We start from the raw sequence: 26013 nt of genomic DNA, 5'->3' as shown, positions 1-26013 counted from the left end.
CACATCCATCGCTCGGGAGGTCCACGGCTTCTGCATGTGGACCGGGGGCAACGCCCGCTCATCGTTGCGGGCCAATGCCCGGCGGCAGCGTAGGCGATTTAACCGTTCATTACCGCACGGCCGCCATCAGCGGCGTGAACGTGTTCTACCGCGAAGCTGGGCCAGCAGATGGGCCCGTCGTTCTCCTTCTGCACGGCTTTCCGACGTCCTCACACATGTTCCGCAATCTGATTCCGAATCTAGCCCACCGATACCGTATCATCGCGCCGGATTACCCCGGCTTCGGGCAAAGCGATGCGCCGGATCGCAACCGCTTTTCCTATAGTTTTGCGAACTATGCCGAGATGATCGACGCCTTGCTGAATCAACTCGGAGCGAAACGCTACACCATGTACGTCATGGATTACGGCGCACCGGTCGGCTATCGCCTCGCCCTCAAGCATCCGGAGCGCGTGACTGCCCTCATCATCCAGAACGGCAACGCTTACGAAGAAGGATTGCGGGAAGCTTGGGACCCGATCAAGGCGTATTGGAGGGAAGGAACGGAGGAGCGGAGGAATGCGCTTTCATCCCTCGTCTCTCTCCGCGCGACCAAATTCCTATACACCGATGGCGTCCGCGATCTGACGCGCATAAGTCCTGACAATTGGGTGCAAGACCAAGCGCTGCTGGATCGTCCCGGCAATAAGGACATTCAGCTGGACCTGCTCTACGACCACGCGACCAATATCCCGCTTTATCCGGCGTTCCAAGCGTTTTTCCGCGAAAGGAAGCCGCCCGCTCTAATCCTCTGGGGCAAGAACGACAAGGTCTTCGCTGAAGCCGGCGCACATTCCTATTTGCGCGACTTGCCAGACGCCGAGTTACACATCCTCGACACCGGTCACTTCGCACTTGAGGACCAACTCGACGTGATGGCGCCGCTGATCAGCGACTTCCTCGACCGAACGAATGAACGGCCCTGACGCAAGACTTTCGCACGAACTTAAAGGTAGCCGATCTATCACGACGCCCCACAACACGAAAGGAATTCCTGTGAACTATTTGGCATCTCTGCTGGCAATGTGCGCGCTCGCTATCACGTCGAACTCCGCGGGAGCTCAGCAACAGAAAACGACATCGGTCGTCCTTGTGCACGGCGCGTTTGTCGATGGCTCAGGCTGGCAAGCGGTATACGATCTCCTTAAAAAGGGCGGATACGAAGTGCTGGTGGTCCAGAATCCGACCATCACGCTCGAGGGTGACGTCGCCGCCACGGAAGCCGTGATCGCAGCAGCCAAATACCCTGTTGTGCTGGTTGGCCACTCGTATGGCGGCATGGTGATCACACAGGCTGGCGACAATCCGAAGGTCAAGAGCCTGGCTTACATCGCGGCCTTTGCGCCGGACGCTGGCGAATCTGCCGCATCCCTGAATGACTGGCCGGCAGAGCCTGGCGAGGCGAAGGCGCCCCTGCTGCCGCCGCAAGACGGTTACCTGCTGGTCGATCCCGTGAAGTTCCCGACTTCCTTTGCGGCGGATTCCCCTGCGGCGCTGACTGAGTTCATGGCGGCCGCGCAAGTGCCATGGGGACTGAAAGCCGTCGAAGCCAAGACCACAAAAGTGGGCTGGAAGGCAAAGCCGAGTTCCTTCCTGATCCCGTCTCAGGACCGCATGATAACCCCCAGTTCACAGAGAAAGATGGCTAAGCGAAGCGGTGCGCGAGTGGAAGAAATAAATAGCAGCCACGCAGTGATGCTGTCTCATCCGCGGGAGGTGGCCGCGTTCATCGAGTCTGCCGACCGGTAATCGACGCAAAACGGATCAACTTATTCGAGGCCTAGCGACGCTAATGAAGACGGCGGGTTGTGTGCCGATGGGTCAGCGCAGGATGCATCAACCTCGGGGCGCGCGAAGGATTATGGCCTTCGTACGCCAAGCCCGTCGTAAAACAGCTCGTCTATCCTCAACCAACGAAGCGCGGGCGCAGGTTGTTTGTCCTCTCAGCGATGCCCAGACAGATCGCAATTCTGATCGCGCATATGCTCGGCCCAGCGCTGCAAATACATTCAGCAACTGGATTGATTAGAACAGGCTGGGGTGCGTCATTCGCTGGCAGAGTGCCTTCGCGAGTTGCGGCTATAGCGCGTGGAAGCAGCTGCTCAGTATCGTCTGGTGATAGTAACCGATTGCTGGTCTAATTCGCCAAAATTTCTCTATACCGTCCGCGTGGGCTAAGGAGCCGTTGAACAAAGTGCGGATGTCTCTGGACCAAAACCAGTCTTTCGCCGGGGATGCTGCCGCTGATCGGCTTTGGGTCGATTCCGTTGAAAAAGTCGGCAGTAGTTTCGTCGTGAACGCCATCTGTTTCGAGGACGAATTGGCGCGTTGTGGTTCACGCGGGCGTCAGCGCGGGCATCGGGATCAGCTTGGCCATCTTACGAAGGTTCTGAGCGGCTGCAGCGAGGGTGAACTCGTCGCGTGCGCCGTTCGGCCCTCTTAGTCGCAGCCGATCTAGCTTGAGGATGCGCTTGAGATGCGCGAACAGCATCTCAATCTTCTTGCGGAGCCGGCGTGAAGTGCGGCCTTCCCATGAGCTTGCGATCTCGCGTGCCATGTCGCGAGCGCCCTCGTAGATCGAGCGCGGCACTTTTCGAGCCGGGGTGTTGGGGCAACACCTGCTTCTTAGAGAGCATGCTTGACAATCGCGCTTGCTCGCACGGTAGAGGACCGTCGTGTCGTTGTTCACCAGCGTCCCTGTAGTGGTGAGGGGGTTGCCAGCGGGGCAGCGATAGACGTCCCTGGTATGGTCGTAGGTGAAGGCCTCACGCGAGAAGGTCCCGTCGGTGCGGGCCGACTTGTCGAAGACGGTCACGTGCGGCTCGATCCCGTGCTCGTAGACCAGCCACCCGAGCATCTCAGCGGAGCCATAGGCGCTGTCGCCGAGAAGCCGGCTTGGATAAAGATCGAACCTTTCGATTGAACGCTCAATCATGCGCTTGGCGGCCAATACTTCTGCCTGGCGGATCGCCGTGGTCGCCTCGACATCAACGATGATCGCATTCTCGACGTCGACCAGATAATTCGTCGAGTAAGCGAAGAAGGCCTGGCCGCCGTGCGCTCCCGTCCAGCGCGCCGCCGGGTCGGAGGGCGACACGAACTTGGGCGTGACCTCCGTCGCGGCACCGAACGCGGCATCATCAAGAACGGCAAGATACTCGTCGATCGCTCGACCCGCAGCCTCCGGCGGAAGCCTCTTATCGCCTTCGATTCCCTTCTGCCGATTGGCATCCGCCTTGATCAGGCTCGCGTCGACTGCGAACCCTTCGCCGCCGATCAGGCGCTCCCGGATGCAGCGGCGCAAGACGGTCTCGAACACGCGACGGAAGAGATCGCTCTCACGGAAGCGGCCGTGCCTGTTCTTCGAGAACGTCGAGTGATCGGGGACGCCTCCATCTAGACCCAGCCGGCAAAACCAGCGGTATGCCAGATTGAGATGGACTTCATCGCAGAGGCGCCGTTCCGATCGGATGCCGAAGCAATAGCCGATCAAGAGCATCCTGATCATCAGCTCCGGATCGATCGAGGGCCGCCCGATGTTGCTGTAGAACGGCGCCAGCTCCCGCCGTAAGTCGTCAAGGTCGACGAACCTATCGATCGACCGCACGAGGTGGTCGGCTGGGATGTGCCTTTCCAGCGAGAACTCATAGAACAACGCAGCCTGTTCGACTTGCCGATGCCCCATCATGACCTTCAGTCCTGCCCACTAGACAGACTGAATCACCGATATCTCTGCGTCGCAACTGCTGACTTTTTCAACGAAATCGGTCAAAAGCGGATAATCCGCTGATGCGGCCGCAAACGTCGGCTTTGGGTTAATCGTGTCGCCTCGGATCGACCTGGATCGTTTCTGTTCTTCATGGGAAAGCTGACCCGCGGGACTGCTTCGCGTTGTGATCAGTGCAGCCCCGCTCACAAGAAGCCATTGGCGCCTCGAAGGAAAAGGTCCGGGCCAGCCGCAATCCGGTCAAGGCCCGTCAGCGGCTTCGCCGCGCGCTTAGGGCGAGCCTTGACGGGCTCCGTTAGCCCTGTAGCAGCCTTCCATGCGCGCATGGCTAGGTATGTCCCAATTCTGCGACCTAGTTCGCTAAGCTGCGATTAGTGCCATTCGGGACATTGATCTCTCAGGTCTTTCTTCCTCTAGCAACACTATGAGTGTTGGAGCAGTGCCGTGCTGCGATAAGTAACCTCAAAAACTTACGACCGCCGAGTCTACGCCGCGGAGAGGCGATTTTATCTTGCCGTCGAACCCGCCCTCTGCTCGCTCCTCTCCAATCTCAGGCTGAACTGTGCTCAGACACCGCGCGGTAGCTACACGGGTAGTGAGTCTCAGACAGCATCTTTGCCACGGCTCCGGTCAGACCATTGGCATCCGAGCGCGGGGTCTTAGAGATCTATCAACAGAAACCAGAGTGATCGAACTGCATCGGCGATGCTATTCGTCTGGAGATCCGAGATGGAAAGTCGGACTGCCCGCCGGCATCAATTCGACACGGACCGGTCCAACGTCGAGGAAGATCGGTGTTAAAGCCGCGCGCAAGTCGCCAATACGGATGGCTCAGATCGAGTGTCGATCGGCGGCAGTTCGGCAGCAACCGCGCATAGTGGCCGTTAAGCGGAGGGCCGTAGCGTGCGACGTCGCGCAATTCGGCCGTTCCGCTCTGACTTCGAAAATGCCACCTTTGCGGGACACCTGCACGCAGGGCAGGGCTCGCGAGGCTTGATCCGCTTTCGCCAAGCGGCGGCAGAAAATCGCCCGCAATCCGCACCGCAACGCGCAGGGCCCTCCGTATTCTTTCCACGGGGCGAGCAGGAGGGATGACCGATTCCGGTCTGGGGCCGGCAGCTCCCCGTTCCGGCCAATGAGGTCAGCGTCATCGTTCTGGAGCAGCCGGCCTTTCGCGCGCCTCCGATCTCGCGGGGCGGAGACGCAAGGAGCAACATCTGATCATGACTGAGCCCGTTCCGCCCCATCCATTTGATGACAGGGAGGCGCTGGCTTGGCTGCGCTCCCAGCCCGAGGGACACGTGACGGTCAGCGCTGCTGAGCTCGGACGCCAATGGGGCTGGAATAGGATGCGGACCAGTCGTCGCCTGAAAGCCTGGGAGCGCGCGGGCCTGATCAGCCGTAACGCTGAAGCGATCATTGTAACGGAGACCGTAACACCGACCGTTACGGATGGTACCGCCAGCGTTACGGACGCGGCCGGCGTCACAGGAGTGTCTGTAACGGAGAAAGCCCATGGTTCTCCGACACGCGTCAAGCTCGCTGCTTTGATTGTCGCTCTGGCGTTGGCTTGTGTATCGGCTGCCTTTTCCATCGACGGCCTGACCGCGATCTTTGCCGGAGCCTTCTGGCCTGTCATCATCATGGGCGCCGTGCTGGAGGCCGGAAAGCTCGTGGCGGCGGCCTGGCTGACTGAGCATTGGACGTCTGCGCCGTCCTTCCTGAGGTTCGTCCTGGTCCTGATGATTGGCGTGTTGATGGGCCTGAACGCCGTTGGCGTATTCGGCTTTCTCACCCGCGCTCACCTCGACCATATGGCATCCATAGATCTCGCTCTTGCCGACAAAACCGCAGACGTCGAGGCCCGCCTCGGGATGCAGAGCCGAGTGGTCACCGACATTGACCGGCGCATTGCCCAGATCGACGCGGCCATCGACGAGGCGACGCGCCTTGGCCGGCCGGTCGGTGCGATGACGATTTCTGACCAGAGGCGTCGCGAACGTGCCGACATCGCGGCGGAACGCCAACGTGAGTCCCAGGCTCTCGCTAATCTACAGATCGAAAAAGCCAAGATTGACGCGCAACGCAGGCGTGCCGAGGCCGAGGTCGGACCGATACGATATCTCGCCGAGCTGATTGGCATACCTGCCACGGACTTCGAGAGAGCGGTCCGGCTGCTCACGCTGGCGCTCGTTGCCGTCCTTGATCCGATGGCTGTGGCGCTGCTGCTCGCTGCCGGAGTTCACAGCAGGCGCGCTGGTTCATTCTGACTTTGCCGTTTCGTCTCTAAGCAAGCTCATTGCGCGATACGGGTCTTGGCCAAATCGGTGACCAGCAAACCTGCTTCCGCGCAAACTTGCAGCCGAAGGCCAGAAGAATGAAGCAAGGGGTTTCTCACACCCTATGCACCTCCGGTGCTGACGCTTCGCGGGCCGCCCGCGGCTATCTCATTGGGGTGAAACAGAAAGCTCCCGTCGATTGGTGTTTACAAAAGTCGGTCCGCGTGAATACAGCGGACCTGCGAAAGGCACGACAAAACACGGCTCGTCAACAACTTGCTAGCGTTTGAGCGCGCATACGAACGGAATTGCCGGTCTCGCTCTCGGTCCATGGTGAGCTTGCTTCGGTTTAGGGGGCCCAAAGCTGTCGGCTCTAGCGTTCTGGATTGAAGTTCGCAGATCGCCTCCGGAGGGCTGCAGATCGATAGCGAACCGCGCAGTTCCGTTGCGCGAGCGAACGGCCGCTGCAGGCCGGAAAGCAATCCAATTGTTCTCCGGGCTCTCGGTCAATCGCGCTCGTACTCGCGGTAGCGGAGCTTGATTCTAACGCCAGACATGCCGGTCGGCTGATCCATCGTGCGGAGCACGTGGCCGAGACGAGAACCAAGTTGGGCGGCGCTTTGATGCGGAGTCGGTTGGGTAGCTGCCCCAACCTGGCAGGTGTTGATGTCAGGCCTGCGCCGCTTAATGGACGAGTATTGGCGTCACTGAGCTGCGTCTCCTGTTTCGAACTCTACTCGACCAGCTTGTCGGAGAGGATGATTACCGAACCCAATGAGTTTAGTCGGAGGTTGAATTTGAAAGAAGATTGTTGCAGTGCTCATTCTTGATTCGTTCTCGCATTTGGTCTTGACTTCTAGTGCTGCCATAAATTGCTCTGGTGTTAACGCACGGCTCATAGAGGCCCCGTAAGGGAGCCTGCAAAAATAGAGGTTTCTGGCAAGATTTGACAAACGGTCGCGTCGTTTGTCAGACCTATCTGTGCAGAGTGCGTTGCGAGTGAGCGCACGGTGGCGCTCACTTATCGCCAAGCTGGTTCGAGTCACTATGTAACGAGCCAGTCCGTGGTGCGTTGTTGATTGCAAGTCCACCGTACTAGACCTTTTCGCAGGAGCCGAGGGCATCCCTTGGCACAACGGGCTTTGGCCCGGAGGGCGGAGCCATGTCTAAAGACCGGTCACTATCGGAGGTGATCGACAGTATCGGGCGACTTCAGGTAGGAGCCGCAAACAAAACCGTCCTCGCTGGGTTAGCGATCCTGCGGGACGGCAGGAGTCCGGTCGAGCGTTGCGTTCGCTGGGCCGTCTTGTCGGCTGCTGGGGCAATATTTGCTTGGTGGAGGGGATTCTTGGGATAACCAAAGGAGGCGAAGACCCTGAATAATCTCGATTCTCTACCGATTTTCAGCTATTTAGGCCTTCTGAGCCGTCCGGGGCGTGGCCATGACCAATTCGATCGACCAGGCGTACGAGCGCCTGCTGAAACTGAAGGCCGATATTGAAGCCGCCTTGGCAGCGAAGCTGAATGAGGCCGATACGCGGCTGAAGGTTTTGGACCGGTTTCTGTTCGAGGTTCTGGAGTGGAAGCACGAGGCCGTCTTCACCGAACCGCCTACTGACTCAGGCTATATCGACTACCTTTTGACGATTGCCGATCGCCGCGGAGCCATGGTGCTGGAGGCTAAGAAGGCTGGACTTCTCCAACCCGCGACCAAGAGCAAAGATTTGATGGTCGTCACCTTGTCAGGACCGGTGGTCAAGCCGCTGTTGGCCGGCATCAGGCAGGCGATGGGATATGCTCTAGAAAATGGCGTTGCAGTCGCTGCGGTCACCGATGGCAACACCTGGCTCTTCTTCCGGGCATCCCGGACGGACGGTCTGAAGCCGCTCGAAGGCAAGGGTATCCTCTTTCCGTGCTTGGAGACGGTAATCGCGAACTTCGCAAAGTTCGTCGAATTGCTGAACTTTTCAGCGATCATGAAGCGGCTGCATCTGGCGCATCTCGCCGACGCTGACGGGCTGGCCGTGCCGGAGGCAGAGCAGCAGCTCTTCGTGCTTGATCCGGGCGAAGCCAGCATGAAGCAACGCGACCCGCTCGCCAGCGACGCGGCGCTTCTGTTCCAACAATTCTTCTCGCGATTGTCGAACGAGAAAGACCGCGAGATGCTTCGGGATTGCTTCGTTGAGACTTCAGAAAGCCAAAGAGCCGACTTCGAGTTGGAGAAGATCGTCCAGCGGGTGTTGAACAACATCTCATCGCTCGACACCGCCCAAAGCGAGGAGCTACAGAGCCAGATCCAGCGCGTGATCACCACGCGCCGTTCCGAGACCGTCTTACTTGTGGGCAACAAGGGTGCAGGTAAATCGACCTTTGTTGACAGGTTCTTTGAGCAGGTTCTCGCAAAGCAGTTGCGGGAAAAGTGCATCGTGGCGCGCGTTGATCTTGAGGATTATCACGCAGATCCCAGGGGCATCGTGCCTTGGGCGATGCTCCAGTTGCGCGACAAGCTCGAAGCGGTGGTGTGCGCGACTAATCCGCCAAGCTACGACGAGTTGCGCGGCATTTTCTTCTCTGAATACCAACGGTGGTCAACCGGTCCGCGAAAGCACCTGTACGAGACCAACAGGAACGAGTTTCGCGACCAGTTCGGCAAGCACATTGAGGAGCGGCGCGAAAACCATCCCGACGAATACGTGCGGCTGCTGCTCGCCTGGGCCGCCTCAGGTCACCAGAAGCTATCGTGCCTGGTATTCGACAACACGGACCAGTTCCCGACCGATGTCCAGGATATGGTGTATCAGCTCGCGCATTCCCTCGAAAGCGCCGCGCCCGTCTTCACCATTGTGCCGATCACTGACAGGACCGTGTGGCGGCTGTCGAAAGCAGGGGCGTTGCAGAGCTATTCGGCAAAGAGCTTCTATTTGCCTGTGCCCGACGCGAAAGAGATCATCTCGCGCCGTGTCAACTTCCTGAAGAGCAAGGTCCATGGAGAACCCAAGGCCACCGAATCCTATTTCTCGCGGCGAGGTTTTCATGTGAAGGTGAACGATCTTGCGATTCTTGCCGAGGCTGTCGGCAAGGTTTTCGTCGAGAACGACTATGTTTCTGGCTTCATCGGGCGTCTTGGAAATTTTGATATCCGCCGAATGCTGAAAATTGCCGAGCGGATATTCATCTCTCCCGAGCTCGCGATTGACGACATCATCAAGTCGAAGTTCTCGGGCGAGGACGTGACCACCGACCGCGTCAGAACGCATCGGGCCCTAATAAGAGGTGAGTACGACCGGTTTAGCGAGCGGGAGAACGAGTACATATCGAACTTGTTCCAGACCAATCCGCAGAAGCCTGGGCCACCGCTGTTGAGCTATTACATTCTGTGGATTCTCCGCCGTCAAATGCACAATGCGCGCAATAACCAAGATGAGAACGTTGAAGCTGCGCACTGGTCGGTCTCGAACCTCGTGCAGTTCTTTGAGGGATGTGGCGTCGCCGAAGAATTGATCCTTACAGCTGTCAATCGGCTTTACGATCGTCGCCTCGTGGAGGCGCTTGACCCGAACGTTCAATACGTGACGCTCGCTGACAAGGTGGCGATCAAGGAGAGCGGCATTGCTCATCTGGAGCTGCTACTTACGTCGCCCGTATACATTGATCAGATGGCATTGGTCACCGGGATCAACGAGCCGTTCGCTCGTGATGAAATCAAGAAGTCGCTTACAAACAGCCGATTCGACGATATTCGAATTCAGTTTCTCCGCTACATCCTCAAGATTGACGCAGGCCGCATCACTATTCCGCCCAACGAGCTGTACGAGCAGATGCAGTTGGCCCGCAAACAGATTGAGCGCCTAACGCTACAGCCTGTTCGTCCGTCGCGTAGACCGGACAAGCCAACCTGGGCGCCCGGCAAAGGAAACCATTTCAGAAGGGGCGGGAGTCCGAAGCGTTAGCTAACCGGCTGGCGCTTGAACCGCCTGAGACGCTCGAACGCTGCTTCCTTTCAGCCGGCCGTGAAGTTCCAACAACAGCGGGCCTCATGGAAAGGGCTTGCGGCAATCGAAGCAAGCCGCAGTCTCTCGCTCGTTACTTGCTCAGGAATCTCCGGAGCAGAACAACAGGACGTAGTGTAGCATGCCACAAGCGCAGCAATGCTTGGTCATGAATTCTTCGTGCAATGAATCCGCCGAATCAGCAGGAGTTGACGCCTCTCATGCGTAACGGAACGATGGCGAGCGTGGGGGCTAGCTCTTCTTGATGAGCGGATGGCTCGAATAAAGTGGCACAGCTGAGCCTTCGTTCCACTCGGTCGCCCACTCCTCATTCTTGGAGAACCCGGGTGCCCGCGGATCGGGCCGGCCGATCTGCCCGTTCAAGCCGCTGCCTCAAATAGCAATTTGAGGTCGTTGCAGGTCCCTGATAGTACCCACAGCCGCGAGTGTGCGCGCTTACCGCTGGCCTCGTCATCGCCAACAGCACGGGACTTTGGTCTCATCACTGAGGCGATTGACTTCAAAGGGGCCTAAAGTAGATTTTTGACTGCTTGAACTGCTGTTTGCCATACGACAGCGAGAAGACGTCATGGCTAGTCGCCGAAAGTTCTTGAGGAATTTAGCTCTTCTCTGTGGGCTTGTTCTCCCTTCGTCGCTCGCTTATGGGGGCGATATTCAGGAGCTTTTTCCAGATTCAAGCCCCTCCTGGGCGCCGTTTGTCGAATTTAGGGGCAGAGGCCCCGCGGGTATTGGACATTCAGGTCATGCGTTCGTTGCGCTTGGGGTCGAGGGCAACGGTCTCCGTATTTATCGTGCCATCGGCGGATTCTACCCCGATCCGAAAACGCAAAGCGAAGCCATCAGAAAGCTAGTCGCCGGCGTCGATGGCAAAGTGGATTACGATTTTGAAGACATGCACAGCGATGTGCACTTTCGGACGACCGTTACTGCCTCCCAGTTCTATAATGTGCTGTTTGTGATGCAGCAGTGGAACGAAAAGGAATACTCGCTTCCCTCCCAAAACTGCGTGTCCTTGGCGACTGATGTCGCTCGGACGCTCGACCTGAAAGTACCAGAAACCGTCGAGAACGTCATCGAACCGTGGTTGCAATGGCCGGTGCCGTTCGTGAGATACCTCGCCCAAAATAATTCGAATAGTCAAACGTCGAGTGAGACGGCTCGCGCGCAAACGGTGAAAGACTCTCAATGGCACAAGTTGGCAGAAACGATGAGATCAATCCAGCCACCTCGACGACCGCCCCCTGCGTCTCCGTTTCGGAATTCTCCCATTCGACCGCCAATACGGCAAGAACCGAACTTCGAATATTATCTGGGGCCTACAAGATGATCACTAATCGCGGGCGGTATTGTCGTATATTGATCTCATGTTTTGCGGTGTGTGCCCTCGCTTCAACGGAGCGAGCGTCGGCCGTCAACCCAATAATGGCTGACGGAAACTGTCCGACGAAAGAAAACAAGCATACCTGGTCGCAGTATTTCCTCGGCAAGTATCCGGGGGGAAGACCCTTTCCAATCGCCGGAGTTGACTTCGCACATGCCGCGCACGCTCTAAAGGCTGAGGCTGAGGCCAAGTCGCCCGGGAAGAAAAAAGCTATCAAAGACTCTATCGACATCGGATTCAATGATGTCACCTCATGCTACAGAATACTTTATCGGCCTGCCGCTGGGGCGGCCGGTCCAAAAGGATGGCATTCTCATCGCGATACGAAATCCCCTCACTATTCCAGCTCTCGTGGGCCGACCGCAGCCGAGCAGGCAGCCCTGAACGCAGACCTGCAGTTGATGGAAGGTGGGCCAGGCGATCCGGGTCTTAGACAGATCAGCGTATCCGGCACCCTGTTTTCTTTCGACGACCAAACAGGCGAACTGAGAGATAAGCACGGCCACAAAGTCGCTCAGCTTGAGTGTGCCTGGAGATACACTCCCTGCGGCCAGTAGCGTAGGTTGGACTGCCTCACCGCCGTACTAAGTGGCGCTGATCCGAGCGGAATCGTCGCATACTGGCTCCGATGGCATCTTCCAAATGTTTTCTTTTCCAGTGCCGAGGGAGCAACGATCCTCCCTGGGGTGTTCGAGTTACCGGAGCGATTGAGCCTGTGCTTTGGAGCATCCCATCCAGTTCAAATGGCGCGTCTGCGATAGCCTTGCGGTCGACTTTCAACTCCACAACACATTCTGCTGACATCAAATTTTTCTCGGTCCTCTTCCGGAGCGAAAAGCTTCAAGCATGCTCGGAGATGCAAGCTATTCAGAACGCTAAAGAAATAACAAACGGCGGCAGTCTTTGGGGGGGGCGGCTGTTGCGCATCCCGCAACCAGATTGTCCAATGGCTTAGGCCCCTTCTCGCCGGCGGGGGGCTGATTGTGGGCATGGCTGAACTAAAGCGCTGCAGCGGTCTGCCAGATGGCACCGTATGCGCTGACCTTTAAGGCGGCGGTTTCGGCATCGACCTTAACGATGGTAGCTGGCGAGCGAGCCGCAAAGTCCTTCAGCGATTGGGTAAGCGTCCAGGCGTCCAGGCGCCCGCGTCGTCTATGGTGATTATACGATCGTGCAGGCTCCTCGCAGGGGCCAGGCCTTGCCTGAACGTTTTGAGTATGTAAGCCAGTACCAAGGTTGTTACTGGCCACGTTGAAAGCGGCGATATCAGCGCTGTTCGCCCCCAATGCCTGGACAAGCACAGCGGCACGTCCAAGCCAACGCTGGCCCTCGGGTGTTTTCCAGTCGCCGCCGTTGAGATTTGGCATGGTGGCCACCAGGTGGCCAAGCTGATGGTACAGAGCTTCAGGGTCCATTCTCATAGGGCCATAGGAGCGGTAATTCTCAATAGCGACGGCTTCTTTCAGCCTTCTTGCGCTCTTCCTCGGCCCGTTTGTGCTCTGCGTCCTTTGCGATGAACTCGTCTTTGCGCTCCAGTAGCGCCTCCCAAACAAAGTCGTGAAAGCTGAACGGGTAATAGTCTTGGTGGTGAGTGCCGCCAGGCGACCACACCAACCCTTTTCCCTGCATGACGCCAACGGGCGGGCTAAACACGTAGGTGTAGAAGGTTGGCGAGCCGTCGCGGAGAGCCTTCGCCACCACGTCGATTTCTTCCTTTGATAGGTGGTTCAGCCTGCCAAGGACGCTAACCCTCCTTTGTTCTTGCCGCTCATCTTCCTCTTTTTTTCGAATTGCGCGTCGCTGTTCCAGCGCGGATTGCTTCCGCTTCTCACGAAGTGGGGCGGACAAGGCAACGACGATTCCAACAACGGACATTGCCGTGGAAACGACCGCTGCAATGATGAGAACGGGAAGGGCGAACAGGCCAATCGGCCCCAGGTCCAGAATCTGAGTAAAGACCAATGCCAGCAAAACGCAGCTGGCGATAGCGACGGCAAGGGCCGTCCTTAGCGGCAGTTTGAATAGCTCAAGCCATTTCGGGTCAACTACCATCCCTGGTTGATACATTGTCGTGCCGGTTGAGACCAGTCCAGGAGCTGCGCTGTCAACCGTTTTTCCCCTGCTTGCGCCGGCACGATTCAGGCGAATGACTGGATAGAGTATCTTATGTATGGTTGGTGTGGTGAAAGGCGGTAGCGTTCCCCCGCTACCAAAAAATCCTCAAGCAATTGATGCAGCTTAACAAAAGCCGCGCTTTGATAGGGTAGGCACTCTCTCCGGCTCGAACCGCCCATCGGACAAAACCAGCGGAGTGGCTGGTGTCGGATCCCATCACGGCTTAGCTTGCCTTCCTCCCTTGCCGACGACAACAATCGGAATCCAGTTCGTGTCTGCCTTCATACCGCGGAATTCAGCGGCGATCTCTTTCGGATTAACAAGCGTATCGGTCGTGTAGATCACTGCGAAGAATGTTCGCCAGTCGTAATGGCCGATGTAGCCCTTCATGTCGGTGTAAAGTCCATCAAGGGCCGTAACGACCTCGGCCTTAGTGTCACAGAACTTGTACTCGACCGCCGCCATCAAGGACCGGATGCCGAAATCGGGATGATAGTGCTTAAACACCTGGCTGATCGACGGCTCACGTTCGGTGTCAGGAAACGCGATCTTCAAAACCTTCAGGACCTCGCGCTGGACATCGGACTCCTTTTTCGGATCGGCTCGCGTAAGCTCGATAATTTGAGGCGTGTTCTCGAGGATCGTTTCCAACACGCTCAGACCAGTTATCTCGGTCCCCTGCGTCATCGTCGCAATTGAGCTAAATGCGCCCCGAGCGCTCGTGAGATGGGGGCTTGTAAAGAAAATGTCTCCGGCAGGCGGATGAACCTCCGATATGTTTTTGATGCTCTTGAATTCAGCGGCCATGCTGGCGGCGAGTTGCGCTAGGCCCATGCGCTCTGCAAGTATACCGACATCACGGTAGATCTTTGTGACGCACCAGCTCAACTGCTCGTTGGCTTCATCCAATTCTGGATTATCGCGGTCGGCGTCGTCCGAGTCTCGGAAGCCTGAAATTATGTACGAAATCTTCTGCACGACTGCGTCGGCCTTATGGATCGTGTCGGCGATAGATAGCGATAGCAGTTGCTCTTCCTTGCCCATATCTAGTCCGATTTGCTTTGGTCATCTTCTTTTGGGGGAACGCAAGTAATCGATTGGCAGCTTATCACCGAAACGGAGTCCGAGTTTGCTTGTCTGATACACTAACGTGTCCCGCTACGAAAAAATCTTCGGCCGCTCTAATGGTAAATGCAAAATCAGCACGCTGCCAGCAGGCGACTTGCCGCCGAATTTCCGAAGGAGTTATTTCGCGGACGTTTCCGCTTCAATGACTAGCTTGCCTTGGATGCGGCATATCGACCCCGAGCCACACTTCTCTACAAAGAAGCTGGCTTTTCCTAAGCCGTTGACCACTGGTTTCACAAACTTGCTTGATCCGGAGGCGGACATTGGGTCAAGACATTCACCTGAATAGTTCAAGACAGAGAACGGCTTTTCGTCCGGTCCTTTCATTTGAACGTCGTACCAGCAGTCGCCCGTTCCTGCAGCCCGAGATATTTTCACGTCTAACGGTTGAACACTAATCAGGGCGCCCCCGGGCATCTTACGGCACGCATATTCTTTGGAATTTGCTCCTTTCGTAACAACGTCATTTACCTCAAATTCACACCGAAGGCACACGTCTGCGGAAGGTTGCAAAACACAGTTTTCGATCTTAATTGGAGGCGGAGGAGGGAGAGAGGCGATTTTGATTACTTCCGAAGCAACGCCATTGTAGGTGGCGGCCACGATAATGCCGCCGGTTTTGGGGCGCGCTACGGAAACAAAATTATCGCCAGGATCAATCTCTGTTGGGAGCGGCTCTCCATTTACAGTCGGAACGGTCCATTTGATTTTGATCGCGGTGTTCGCTCCTGGAAATGTCCAGCGAACCTTCAAAAGTACAGCGTCTTCGCTCCCTTCCACCACAGCGATATGAAGGCCGAGCTGATTGAAGACGTTCAACTCCAAACATTTTTGGTATGCATCGGCGGCACTCTTATCCAATCCGGTCCAGAAGATTTGTTGAGCTTGATCTTGGCTGAGCGATTCGCTTAGCTGCTGCTCCATTGCGTTGTAAGCCTTTTTGAACTCACCATAGCTGCCGCTAACAGGGACACCATATATTTTTCCGCTGGCTCCAGCGTTTTTAGACAGTTCGTTCCAATCTTCTTCTTTGACGAATTTGGCTAGACGGTAATCTGAATGATAGCTAGAGGTGCGCTCGTAAGTGGCCATCACGATCTTTAACTCGCAATTCTCTGCGGCTGCCTCTTGCGCCGCAAGCGGTAGCGCGAAAAATCCAATCAAAGCCAACGTTCGCATCGCATATGCTTGCATGACTTAGTCCCCCTGAGGATACTTTTAGGTCAACCACCCCGATGTCGCAGCGACGCTTGTTGTAATCGCTTCGTGAGGGCTTCCCTTCAAGGTAGAGAACATTTGGTTGCCGAAATGTTCTCGGGTGGCCGTCAGAACGAATCGAGTTGGATTTGCTCGCTAGTCTGGATGGAAGTCTTGTCTTGCACAATGAAGTCTCTGGCGTCGCAATCGGCCAAGGACGAAGTAGTAAAACTAAGAGCGCAAGCGAGCGTGGTAGGAAAAAATACTAGGCGCATAGCGAACCCCTGAACGCAAAAGTTGCAATTCCTGGATTTTGCACGAGGATCCTCAGCCGCGCTAGTCATTATCCGCACTTGGGTCTTTTCCAATTACCCGGCACGAGCCGAACCGCGTCGTGTCGGGAGGTGTGCCTTGACGCACCAAAGTGACCGAACTCGGCAGCAAAAGTACTGCGCGCGTTGATAGATTGTGTTGCCTTTTGAAGGAGATACTCGGTGAAGAGGCCCAGCGCGCTTGATGACATGAGAGCCAATTTCGGCCCTAGGGCACGTCTAACGTTGGATCTGTCGAAAGAGGCTGCGGACACTCTAGACGAGCTAGCCCAACAGCGAGCGCTCGAAAGAAAATTCTGAAGCGTATGGAAAAAGGCCACTAATTCGCACGCTTGTCCCGCACCAGACCCATAAGCATGTAGGCGTTGATTGCTGTAACCTTGTATATGATTGTGGTTGCAGGTTTGAGGGCATGAGCGGACCGAAAGCGGGTTTGCTGGCTCAATGCCTAAGCTGTCTTTGCCGCGAATACCGAAAATGGCAGGTATTTCCCGGGGGGACTTTGATGGAAACGCTCCAGCGCATTGAACCCTCGACTGAGTGAGGAGCCGCTCAATCGTCACGCTCACCCGTTGGGATCTCTATGGCCACCTTCCGTCTGCTGTTTTCCGACTTGTGGCTTTCGGATGCTTAAGGGCGTGCTTGCGACGTTGCATATCGCTTCAACGAGCAGACGCACCGCTCGTCCTTCCCAACCTATTTGATCGATTGGGGCTTCCCAGTACTCCGACAGAACGTAGGCCAAGTGACGGGCCTTCACACTCAAGCCCGTCATCGTATAGGCGGGGGTCCCCATGATGGCTCGTTCAACGGGATCAAGGCGGGCCAGGAGGGCCTCATCCCGCGCCGTCAGGTACTCGTCGGACTGCTTTAGGTTTTCACCGTCACGATCGAGTTCAGCTACCAACGCCAAGAACTGGTTTTCGAAGGCGACCAAAGGAGCGTCTAGGTCTCCGGCAGCTTCCTCGGGGGTGGTGCCTTTGGCGCAATCACGCATTTTTTCAACTCGGTACACGGAAACCGATAATTTTACACGGTTAGCGTTTATAATCGCGGATGTCAACGCTTTTCGTGGCTGTTAAACGAAAATCGTGTTCCCATGAAATGGCGGTTGAATGACTCCCGATCAATCTCGGGCGGCTCGTGGTTTGCTCGACTGGTCTCAGGCTGAATTGGCTGCTCGGTCCAATTTGAGCGAGAGTACAATTCGTGATTTCGAAAAAGGCCGTCGTATTCCGTCAATCAACAATCTGGCGGCTGTCAGGCGCGCTCTTGAGGCCGCCGGCGTGCAATTCATCGACGGCGATCATCCTGGAGTTCGCTTAGTACGATGACAGACTGCTTCACGCGTTGGCACTCACTTCCAGTTCAGGACGATTGCCGCGCCACCACGGGCCGCCTCTGGAGCCGAGCCTGAATTAAGGCGGTTGACGACTTCGGCTGCTTCGTTCTGAATCGTGTCTAACCTGTTGAAGTTCAGAACCGGCGACTTCTGGCATACGTCAAATAGCCCAAGATCGCGGCTCCTAACTGTTGGGTCGCACGCGCGACGACCTGCAGCATGTTTTCAGCAGAGTGACTATCTCCAGCCCGCGGGTGAGGAGCGATCTTCGGGCCGCTATAATTCGGACAATCTAGAAAAGCTATTTCAGTTCAATCGCGCCTGGAGCTAAATTTGTCCGAACGCGCCTTGAAAGTATTCAATGTCGAAACCCTTCCAAGCTGGATCCGATGGCTGCCTTACAGTCTTTCACCGTATGCTGCGGAAGCTCATTCGCGTCCCTGGAGCGAATGGCCGCGATCGCCAGCGACCTCGGTGTGGCAGGCCCTGCGCTGGTTTCGATTTCCCTCGATGGAGTTGAAGACGTTGAGTTGTCTGCCGCACGGCCCGGCGGAAGACGAGTGCGGCAACCGGAGGTCATCTTGCCTGTGGCCAAACTGGCCGAGATGAACGGTGAACTCGCCCCGAAGGTTCAAGAGCAATTGGATATCCTGTGGCAGACAGCCGGGTGGATTGACGGTTCACCCTCTTTCACCTCTGAAGCCTGGGCAGGCTATAGCGACAAGCAGAACTACAGCATCGAATAGAAGGCGGAACTTGGCGAGGCATCCCTTGGGGGATCACCTAGCAATTCGTTGATGGGGGATGCGGGGAGCGGGGTGATGATTCGTCGAACTGTTGTCGTTGAAGGGCCGCTCGCCTTTCGCATGAGGCGGATCGCCGCCGCACGACAAAATGAAGGCGGCGTGCAGATCATAACCTTGCCGCAGCTTGCGGCACGGCTAGCCGGCGGCTTCACGCGCCCCGCCCAATCGGAGGAGCTTGACCGGGCGATCCGGTCGGCGCTCGAAGCCGGCGGTTTCGCCGAACTCGAGAGCATCCGAAGCCTTCCCGGCATGACGCGTTCTGCGGCTTGGACGCTGAACCGGCTGTGGAACGCCGACTTCGCGTTGGCCGACCGCGCCCGTGAGCGCGCGCGGCTCCAGGATCTTATGACAATCGATGCGCATGTGCGTGCGAGCCTGCCTGCGGGTGTCCTGTCGCCGCGCGATCTGCGCGATGCAGCCCTACAGCGTGTAGCGTACGCGCCCACGGTCCTCGGCGCGGTCGAGCTCGATCGCGTCGTTTGGGTCGCCCCCGTTTGGCGCCCGCTGCTCATTGCCCTCGCGCAACAGGTGCCGCTCATCTGGCGCAATCCCGGCGATCCCGATGTCGCCTGGTTCGCCGGCGAGCTTGGCTCCGATCCGCGGCCCACACCGGCGCCACCCGAGATCGTCTCCTGCGCTTCGCCGCGCGCCGAGGCCGTCGAAGCCCTGCGGTGGATCCGCGAACTCATCGCGTCAGGCCGCGCACGGCCGGACGAGATCGCCGTCTGCGCCACGGCGACCGAGGGCTGGGACGACCACATGCTGGTGCTGACGGCTGACTCCGGTCTGCCGGTGCATTTCTCGCACGGCGTGCCGGCGCTGGCGTCGCGGGAAGGCCAGACCTGCGCCGCCTTAGCCGACGTCTTGCTCAATGGGTTGAGCCAGGATCGCGTGCGCCGCCTCCTCGGCCGCGCCGTTGGACGCAGCCGCGGCCTCGATGCGCTGCCTCCGACCTGGGCGCAGGGCCTGAGGCCTGGCGCTGCGCTCTTCGAGCTTGAGCAATGGCGCCGCGCACTCGATGAAGCCCATGCTCGTCGCACGGATGGCGTCGACGTGCGGCCGCTGCTCATGCCTGTTCTCGAGGTGCTTGCCAGAGGAGCCGGCGCCGCAGATGCAGCCTGCGGTCTGTTGCTCGGGCGCGCGGCACAGGCGCTCTGGGTCGAGGCGCTTCGCCGTGCGCCGCCGGATGCGCTCGAATTTTCGCTGCAGGAGCTTCGTCTTCCCGATGGCCGCGACCCGGGCGCCTGCGCGGTCTGGTGTCCGGCGAATCATCTCGCGGCCGCGCCACGTCGCTTCGTCCGTCTGCTTGGTCTGACGACGCAATCGTGGCCGCGGCGAACCGGCGAAGATCCGCTGGTTCCGAGCCACATCCTGTCGCGTGACTTACTGGATTCCGTGTCGGTCAGCGAACAGGACCGGCGGGCGTATGCGATCATCACCGCGCAGGCCGCCGGCGCTTTGGTGCTGTCGCGAAGTCGCCGCAACGCCCAAGGCGGGCTGCAGGCGCCCAGTCCGCTCCTGCCGCACGGCCCATGCACCACGGCATTGAAACGCGCGCGCATCCCGAGCCATGCTTTCAGCGAGGCCGACCGCCTGCTGGCTCGGCCCGAAGAGGCGGCGATCTCGGCGGCGCTGCGAGCCGCTGACGCCTGCTGGCGCAATCGCCGAAACCCTGCAGTGACCGCTCATGACGGTCGCGTGAGCCACGACCATCCCGTCATCACGCGGGCCATCGAGCAGGTGCAGTCGGCTACATCGCTTCGCCTCATGCTGCGCGACCCGCTCGCCTTTGTGTGGCGCTACGCCTTGGGCTGGCGCTCGCCGGTCGAAGACGAGCAACCTTTGTCGCTCGACGCGCGCGCCTTCGGCGAGCTCGTCCACGAGATGCTGAAGCGCACGGTCGACGCGCTCGAGCCCAATCCCGGCTATGTGCGCGCGGCCCGCCATGAGATCGAAAACGCCCTCGATGCGGCATCTGCCGCCATCGGGGCGCAGTGGCCGGTCGAGCGTTCGACCCCACCCCTTCTTTTGTGGCGCCACACGCTAGCCGCCGCGCGCGATCTTGCGCTCAAGGCGTTGACGCTCGATGAGGCGTTTCAGGCTGTCACGCGCAGCTGGACCGAACTCGCGTTCGGCCGCGAGGAAAATGCCACGGACGCCGCTGGCGATCTCCTGTGGCCGCCGACGGGACAGGTGATCATTCCCGGTGCCGGGGTGCGCATTCGCGGCAGCATCGATCGGGTGGACTTCAACAGCGCCTATAAAGCCGTCCGCGTCTCCGATTATAAGACCGGCGCCGAACCGGCGAAGGCCAGCGAGATCGTTCTCGGGCGCGGCGCCGAGCTGCAGCGTGTGCTCTACGCGCTAGCCGCGCGCCAACTCGTGGCGGACAATCCGCGGGTCATCGCGCGCCTGGTCTTTCTGGGGGCTGATCGGCCCAGGCCGTACAGTCTGCCGGATGTCGATCAGGCGATCGCTGACATTGGCGCGCATATCAGCGCGGCCATCGATCTTCTGCGTCGCGGCAACGCCTTGCCGGGTCCTGATGCACGCGAGGCCTGGAACGACTTCGCATTGGCGCTGCCAGCGAACCCCGCGGTCTATTTCCAGAGCAAACAAGCAGCTTTGGGCCGCGCCTTTGGCGACTTTGCCCGAATCTGGAGCGTGCGATGACGAAACTCGTCGACGAATCCGCGCGGCTGAGGGCGCTCACACAACTCCATTTGACGCTGCTGGTGGAGGCGGCGGCAGGGACGGGCAAGACCGCTCTCATGGCGGGCCGACTGACGATGCTGTTAGCGCGCGGCGCCGAACCACGCTCGATAGCGGCCATCACCTTCACGGAGCTCGCGGCGAGCGCGCTCGGCGCCCGCGTCCACCGTTATGTCGACGATCTGCTCGCGGGACGTGTTCCGAATCCGTTGCGGGAAGCTCTGCCCGACGGCTTGACCGACGCGCAGCGGCGCGCCCTTTCGGCGGCTGCCGGCAAGCTTGATGAGCTCACCGCCACGACAATCCACGCGTTTTGCCAGACCATCATCTGCAGTTACGCGGTCGAAGCCGATATCGATCCCGGCGCACGCATCCTCGATGCGACGCAGGCCGAGGCCGCTTTTGAGGCCGTGTTTGAGCAATGGTTCAGAAGGCGGCTGAACGGACCGGCACGGGCCAATGATCCGATCGCCTCCCTATCGGAGTATGATCCGCGTCACGTGGCCGCCACCTTGCAGGGGCTTGCTCGGTTTCGCCTGAAGCATCGCGGTGCGCGGGCGCCCGCGGCCGATCTCAGCGGCCGGCCGGATATCGATATCGTCGAGGCCGTCGCGGATTTCCGCCGCTGGCTGTCGGCGCAGCCCGTCGAGCCCAAGACGCTCGAAGTGGTCAGACAGCTGGAGACACTGGCCAGTCATTTCGAGGGCAGCTTCACGACGCCGCCTGTTTTCGACACGCTCTGGCGGCTCGCTCATCCGGCGCGTCTGCCTTGTATGCGGCGCTACACCTTCGATTTGCTAACCCCAAGGATGAAGACGGCATGGGACAAGGCCGCCGGCAAGGATCGCGGCGCCGAACTCAACGCGGAGGCCGGTCGCCATTTTGCGCGGGTCGACCACTGTTACCGCGTCATTCTCGGCCGTGTCGCGACCGCGCTGGTCGCCAAGTTGTCCGATGAGCTCGATGAGGTACTCGCCGACTACGCTGCCTTCAAACGCGCCGCCGCCGTTCTTGACTTCGACGATCTGTTGGAGCGGGCGCACGCGCTCGTGCGGGAGCACGATGCAGTTCGACGCGCGCTTGGACAGCGATATCGCCACATCTTCGTCGACGAATTCCAGGATACCGACCCGATCCAGGCGGAGATCCTGTTTCGGATCGCCGCCGACGACGGTGCGCCCCGATGGCAGGACAGCGTTCTGCGCGAGGGCGCTCTCTTTATGGTCGGCGACCCTAAGCAGGCGATCTACCGCTTCCGAGGCGCCGACGTGGGCTCCTACGCAGAAGCACGGGGCGCCGTCGCCCGGCGCTGGCCCGACAACATCGTCCAGATCACGGCGAACTTCCGCTCGCGGCCGGCGGTCCTGACCCATATCAACCGGTGTTTCGCGGCGCCGCTCTCCGGCCGGAATCAGCCGGGTTACGTGGAGCTCGCGCCAACGCTCGATCCGCCGGATCACGAGCTGCCGTGCGCCGCCAAGATCACGATCGATCTGCCGCCGGACTCGCGGGCGGCGCAGATCCGCGACGCCGAGGCCGAAGCCGTCGCCGATCTCTGCACACGGCTAATCGGCAACTTGAAGATCCGCGACGAGGACGGCGAGCTTGCGCCGCTCACGCCGGGCGGCATCGCGCTGCTCGCCCCGACGGGCTCCGAGCTCTGGCGATACGAGCGCGCGTTTGAAGCGCGCGGGCTCCCGATCGCTTCGCAGGCTGGGAAAGGACTGTTCCGTCGCCAGGAGGTGCAGGACCTTGTCGCACTCGCGCGCGTGCTGGCGGACGCCGGTGACACCTTGGCGTTCGGCGCCTTGATGCGCGGTCCGCTGGTTGGCCTCAGCGAGGAGGAGTTGCTCGACATCACCGCTGGTTTGCCGGCGCTTGCGGATCGGCCCGACGCAATTCCTCAATTCTCGCTGGCGATGGATCCCGATCACGTCGCTCATCCAGTCGCGCGGCGGATCCTCACGATCCTCCAGGACCTACGCCGCCGGACACGGGCGACGACGCCTGCGTTGCTGCTTGCCGAAGCTGTCGAGCGGCTGGCCGTGCGGCCGATCTTGAGCGCGCGCGAAGGCGACCGCAGCGCGCGAGCCGCCGCCAACGTCGAGGCGCTGCTCGAACGGGCACGATCCTACAGCGTCAAAGGCATGAAGCGCTTTGCCCGCGACGTGAGCCGCGACTGGCGCGACGGCGCCGCCTACAACGAGGGCCGTGTCGATGCCGACGGAGACGCCATCGAGATCATCACCATCCACAGCGCCAAGGGGCTCGAATGGCCGGTGGTGATCCCGATCAACACCGCGACCTTGCTGCGCTCCCACGAGCCGTTTGTGCACCGGGCTGACGACGACACGCTACATTGGGTGATCGGCGATGTCGTGCCGCCCGAGCTGCGCGCTGCGCTGGAGACCGATGACGAGAGCCTGATGCGCGAACGGGAACGGCTCTGGTACGTGGCGTGTACGCGAGCCCGTGAGCTGCTGATCGTGCCGGAACTAGCGCAGGCCGAGCAGAGGTCCTGGGCTCGTGTCGTCAACCTGGGCCAGGACGCATTGCCGGAGCTGGACGTCTCCCGCATGGCGCCGGTGCCGACGTCGATGAGCGCCGACCCGCCGAATACCCAGACCGCTGAGCTCTTTGCAGCCGAGCGCGGGGTCATCGAGGAAGCGGCCGTTCCGCTGACCTGGGTGCGGCCGAGCGATCATGATCCGGACCGCTTGCAGTCGATCGAGGCCATCACGCTCGATGCCGGCGATGCGCCCGAGGTCAACCAGCCTGTCGGTGCGGGGCGCGTGCGCGGTCTTCTCCTGCACAAGCTGATGGAAGAGGTGCTGACGGGCGAACTCGTCGAGGAGGTGGAGCGCTTTGCCAGCCGCGCGTGCCAGTTGGCGGCTGAACTGGTCCTCGATCCCGACGACGGCGACGGCCTTCCGGACGCCGGCGAGATAGCGGCTACCGCTTGGCGTACGTTGCAGCTGCCGGACATCGTGGCGCTTCGCGAGCGGCTGACCCCTGAGTGGCCGGTGTATGCGCTGCTCGAGGATAGCTCGAAGCCAAGCGCGCTCTCCGGGCGCATCGACGCCATCGCCTACGCTGGGGATCGCGCCGAAGTGGTCGTCGACTGGAAGAGCGACGTCGATCCGTCCGACGCTGATATTCGCCTCCATGCCGGTCAGCTCGAAGACTATGTACGGGCGACGGGCGCTCACCGGGGCGCGCTGGTCTACATGACGCCGGGTGTCGTTCAGTGGGTTAGGGGCGGCTCGGCGGCGTGAGCGGTAACCGGGAGGGAGGGATTGAGGTGCCGGTGGGGTCGAAACCGCCCTTACCAGCCAGCCGCCGGAAGGGAAAGACGTCAGAAATTTGTAATCGTTTTTCTGACAGCCTCGACTCTCCGGTCGGAAATGGGGATACATTTCTGACAGGGCGGGCCGACGTGTTGAGCGAGACGTTTGACTGAGATCCGGAGCCGAACTTCGATCCATTCGGAGGGGTCGACTGTACCGGCGAAAAGGGCTGTCTCTATCACCAACGTGGCGGGTGCCTCCGGAAAAGTAGAGGCCTGCCTAGCTCGTCAGTGATACTTGGCATGGGTCGGCGTGGGCACAAGCCATGGAGCCGAACACGGCGGGCGTGCCAACCACGATAAGCGAGCGGCAACTCACGCGGCCTGCTCCAATGCGCGGTTGGCCTTCTTCTCCTTGAGCAGGGTCCGAACGAACCTGTCCCATTTGGCCATCCCGGCGCGCTTCTCGGGCATATAGTGCCACCGATCGTAATTCTTGGAGCTCACATCCTGGAGCGCGTGGTTTTGGAGGCGGTCGCGGATCTCTTTTGAAACGCCGGCCTTGCCTGCCAACGTCTTGAACGTCCGTCGGAGATCCCGATTGGTTGCGTAAGGTATGACGCCGCGGTCGCGCTGCCGCCACACGAAGCTATAGAGCGTTCCGTGGCTGACGGGCTTCCTCGGGTCTTTGGCCGATGGGAAGTACCAGCCATATTCGTTCGGCTTAATCGACTCGATCAGCTCAGCAGCGAGCAATGGGACTGGGACGGCGTGGGGTTGGTCGTTCTTGGTCTTGGACCAGTCAATGATCCGCTCCTTGGCGTCCCATTGATCGATACGGAGCCGCGCGATTTCCTCGACGCGCTGGCCGGTCAGCATGATGAGCTGCACGGCGCGCGGATAAGAGGGATGAACCGGCGTGTCGGGGTGCTCCAGCCAGCGATAGAGCTGCACGAACTCGTTTTCGTCGAGCCAGCGACTGCCTTGGACCTTGGGTTCGGTGGGGATGCCCGTTGCCGGATTAAAGGGAATCCGGAAGCGGCGAGAGGATTGCTGACGATAGTCGTTGTCGGACTTCATGCCCCAACTAAAGGCGGCATGGAGATAGGAGCGCACATGGTCGGCCATCGACTTGGCACCGCGCTCGTAGATCGGGCGGATCAGCTCGATGATTTCCTCGGCCTCAATCTCGCGGGCGAGGCGATTACGCCCGAGCGTGTCGGCGATCTTGTTGAGGCCTTTTTCAGTTTCCTTCCAGGACGGTTTGCCTCCGTCCTTGAGCGCAGCGACATAACCCTCGAATAGATCGGCGACCGTGCCGGGGCGAGTGTCGGTGGCGATCTTGATGCTTCGGCCCTTCTGGATGACGTCAGCAAAGTCGCGCTTGTAGATCTCGCGAGCTTGCGTGAGCGACATCGAGGGATAGGCGCCGATCTTTTTCTTAGTGCGTCTTCCGTCGCGCCACTGCTGCGCCATCCAGTCGGCGGTGACCCGCTTGGGCATGGGCTTGAGGACGAGAACGAGACGGCCGGTGCCGCGCCCCTCGCCATCGGCGAGGTTCTCCTGCTTGCGACTGATCTCGACGCGCTTCAGCGCATGTCGGATCGCGGTGTCAGTTAGGGCGGGCATAGCGTTTCCTCCTTTCCGGAACTGGGATCG

The 26013-nt window shown here is 59.5% G+C and carries 17 protein-coding genes; 10 read left to right on the top strand and 7 right to left on the bottom strand.

Annotated features, from left to right (window positions below; translation table 11 throughout):
- Positions 1 to 74 precede the first annotated feature (74 nt).
- Together S58_RS33935 and S58_RS33930 are read left to right on the top strand one after the other, a co-directional pair.
- On the top strand, positions 75 to 965 hold the full coding sequence (locus S58_RS33935) for an alpha/beta fold hydrolase (protein ID WP_015669963.1): 891 nt from the start codon (positions 75 to 77) through the stop codon (positions 963 to 965).
- Positions 966 to 1062: 97 nt separating this feature from the next.
- On the top strand, positions 1063 to 1788 hold the full coding sequence (locus S58_RS33930) for an alpha/beta hydrolase (RefSeq protein WP_042340409.1): 726 nt from the start codon (positions 1063 to 1065) through the stop codon (positions 1786 to 1788).
- A 586-nt stretch (positions 1789 to 2374) separates the two neighbouring features.
- Here S58_RS33930 and S58_RS33925 read toward each other — a convergent pair.
- Complete coding sequence (locus S58_RS33925; protein WP_015669961.1) at positions 2375 to 3727, bottom strand: IS1182 family transposase; 1353 nt, start codon at positions 3725 to 3727, stop codon at positions 2375 to 2377.
- A gap of 1262 nt (positions 3728 to 4989) precedes the next feature.
- Between S58_RS33925 and S58_RS33920 the strand changes: the two genes are divergently transcribed.
- The 4 genes from S58_RS33920 to S58_RS38005 all read left to right on the top strand — a co-directional run bounded on the left by S58_RS33920 (position 4990) and on the right by S58_RS38005 (position 11993).
- The gene (locus tag S58_RS33920; RefSeq protein ID WP_015669960.1) at positions 4990 to 6036 is read left to right on the top strand and encodes a hypothetical protein; all 1047 of its coding nucleotides are present in this window, start codon (positions 4990 to 4992) and stop codon (positions 6034 to 6036) included.
- Positions 6037 to 7487: 1451 nt separating this feature from the next.
- Positions 7488 to 9995 (top strand): AAA family ATPase, encoded by a 2508-nt coding sequence (locus S58_RS33915; protein WP_042340408.1) that lies wholly within the window; start codon positions 7488 to 7490, stop codon positions 9993 to 9995.
- Positions 9996 to 10623: 628 nt separating this feature from the next.
- Positions 10624 to 11382, top strand: coding sequence for a hypothetical protein (locus tag S58_RS38010; protein ID WP_144058442.1), 759 nt, complete (start codon positions 10624 to 10626; stop codon positions 11380 to 11382).
- Positions 11383 to 11477: 95 nt separating this feature from the next.
- Positions 11478 to 11993 carry a hypothetical protein gene (locus S58_RS38005; protein WP_015669957.1) on the top strand — a complete coding sequence of 172 codons (516 nt, stop codon included), beginning with the start codon at positions 11478 to 11480 and terminating at the stop codon, positions 11991 to 11993.
- Between the two features lie 441 nt (positions 11994 to 12434).
- Here S58_RS38005 and S58_RS38000 read toward each other — a convergent pair whose 3' ends face one another.
- The 5 genes from S58_RS38000 to S58_RS33900 form a co-directional block, all read right to left on the bottom strand.
- A complete protein-coding gene (locus tag S58_RS38000) occupies positions 12435 to 12851 on the bottom strand; it encodes a hypothetical protein (RefSeq protein WP_015669956.1) in 417 nt (138 codons plus the stop codon).
- A 28-nt stretch (positions 12852 to 12879) separates the two neighbouring features.
- Positions 12880 to 13488: a hypothetical protein gene (locus S58_RS33910; protein WP_015669955.1), complete on the bottom strand. Its 609-nt coding sequence runs from the start codon at positions 13486 to 13488 to the stop codon at positions 12880 to 12882.
- Between the two features lie 279 nt (positions 13489 to 13767).
- Complete coding sequence (locus S58_RS33905) at positions 13768 to 14595, bottom strand: PD-(D/E)XK nuclease domain-containing protein (protein WP_015669954.1); 828 nt, start codon at positions 14593 to 14595, stop codon at positions 13768 to 13770.
- Between the two features lie 201 nt (positions 14596 to 14796).
- Positions 14797 to 15873: a hypothetical protein gene (locus S58_RS37995; RefSeq protein ID WP_015669953.1), complete on the bottom strand. Its 1077-nt coding sequence runs from the start codon at positions 15871 to 15873 to the stop codon at positions 14797 to 14799.
- A gap of 900 nt (positions 15874 to 16773) precedes the next feature.
- Positions 16774 to 17205: a hypothetical protein gene (locus S58_RS33900; protein ID WP_015669952.1), complete on the bottom strand. Its 432-nt coding sequence runs from the start codon at positions 17203 to 17205 to the stop codon at positions 16774 to 16776.
- A 118-nt stretch (positions 17206 to 17323) separates the two neighbouring features.
- Here S58_RS33900 and S58_RS37055 point away from each other — a divergent pair, with 118 nt between their 5' ends.
- From S58_RS37055 to S58_RS33880, 4 genes are all read left to right on the top strand, one after another.
- Complete coding sequence (locus S58_RS37055) at positions 17324 to 17542, top strand: helix-turn-helix domain-containing protein (RefSeq protein ID WP_042340407.1); 219 nt, start codon at positions 17324 to 17326, stop codon at positions 17540 to 17542.
- Between the two features lie 457 nt (positions 17543 to 17999).
- A complete protein-coding gene (locus S58_RS33890) occupies positions 18000 to 18296 on the top strand; it encodes a hypothetical protein (protein WP_015669951.1) in 297 nt (98 codons plus the stop codon).
- Between the two features lie 75 nt (positions 18297 to 18371).
- A complete protein-coding gene (locus S58_RS33885) occupies positions 18372 to 21029 on the top strand; it encodes a PD-(D/E)XK nuclease family protein (protein WP_042340405.1) in 2658 nt (885 codons plus the stop codon).
- Complete coding sequence (locus tag S58_RS33880; RefSeq protein ID WP_015669949.1) at positions 21026 to 24343, top strand: UvrD-helicase domain-containing protein; 3318 nt, start codon at positions 21026 to 21028, stop codon at positions 24341 to 24343. The genes S58_RS33885 and S58_RS33880 overlap by 4 nt, the downstream gene beginning before the upstream one ends.
- Positions 24344 to 24729: 386 nt before the next feature.
- On the opposite strand, the gene S58_RS33875 is transcribed toward S58_RS33880, so the two are convergent.
- Positions 24730 to 25983 carry a tyrosine-type recombinase/integrase gene (locus S58_RS33875; protein ID WP_015669948.1) on the bottom strand — a complete coding sequence of 418 codons (1254 nt, stop codon included), beginning with the start codon at positions 25981 to 25983 and terminating at the stop codon, positions 24730 to 24732.
- Between the last annotated feature and the right edge of the window lie 30 nt (positions 25984 to 26013).

The sequence above is a fragment of the Bradyrhizobium oligotrophicum S58 genome (assembly GCF_000344805.1).
Lineage (GTDB): Bacteria > Pseudomonadota > Alphaproteobacteria > Rhizobiales > Xanthobacteraceae > Bradyrhizobium > Bradyrhizobium oligotrophicum.
This window is presented reverse-complemented; position numbering and strand designations above follow the sequence as displayed.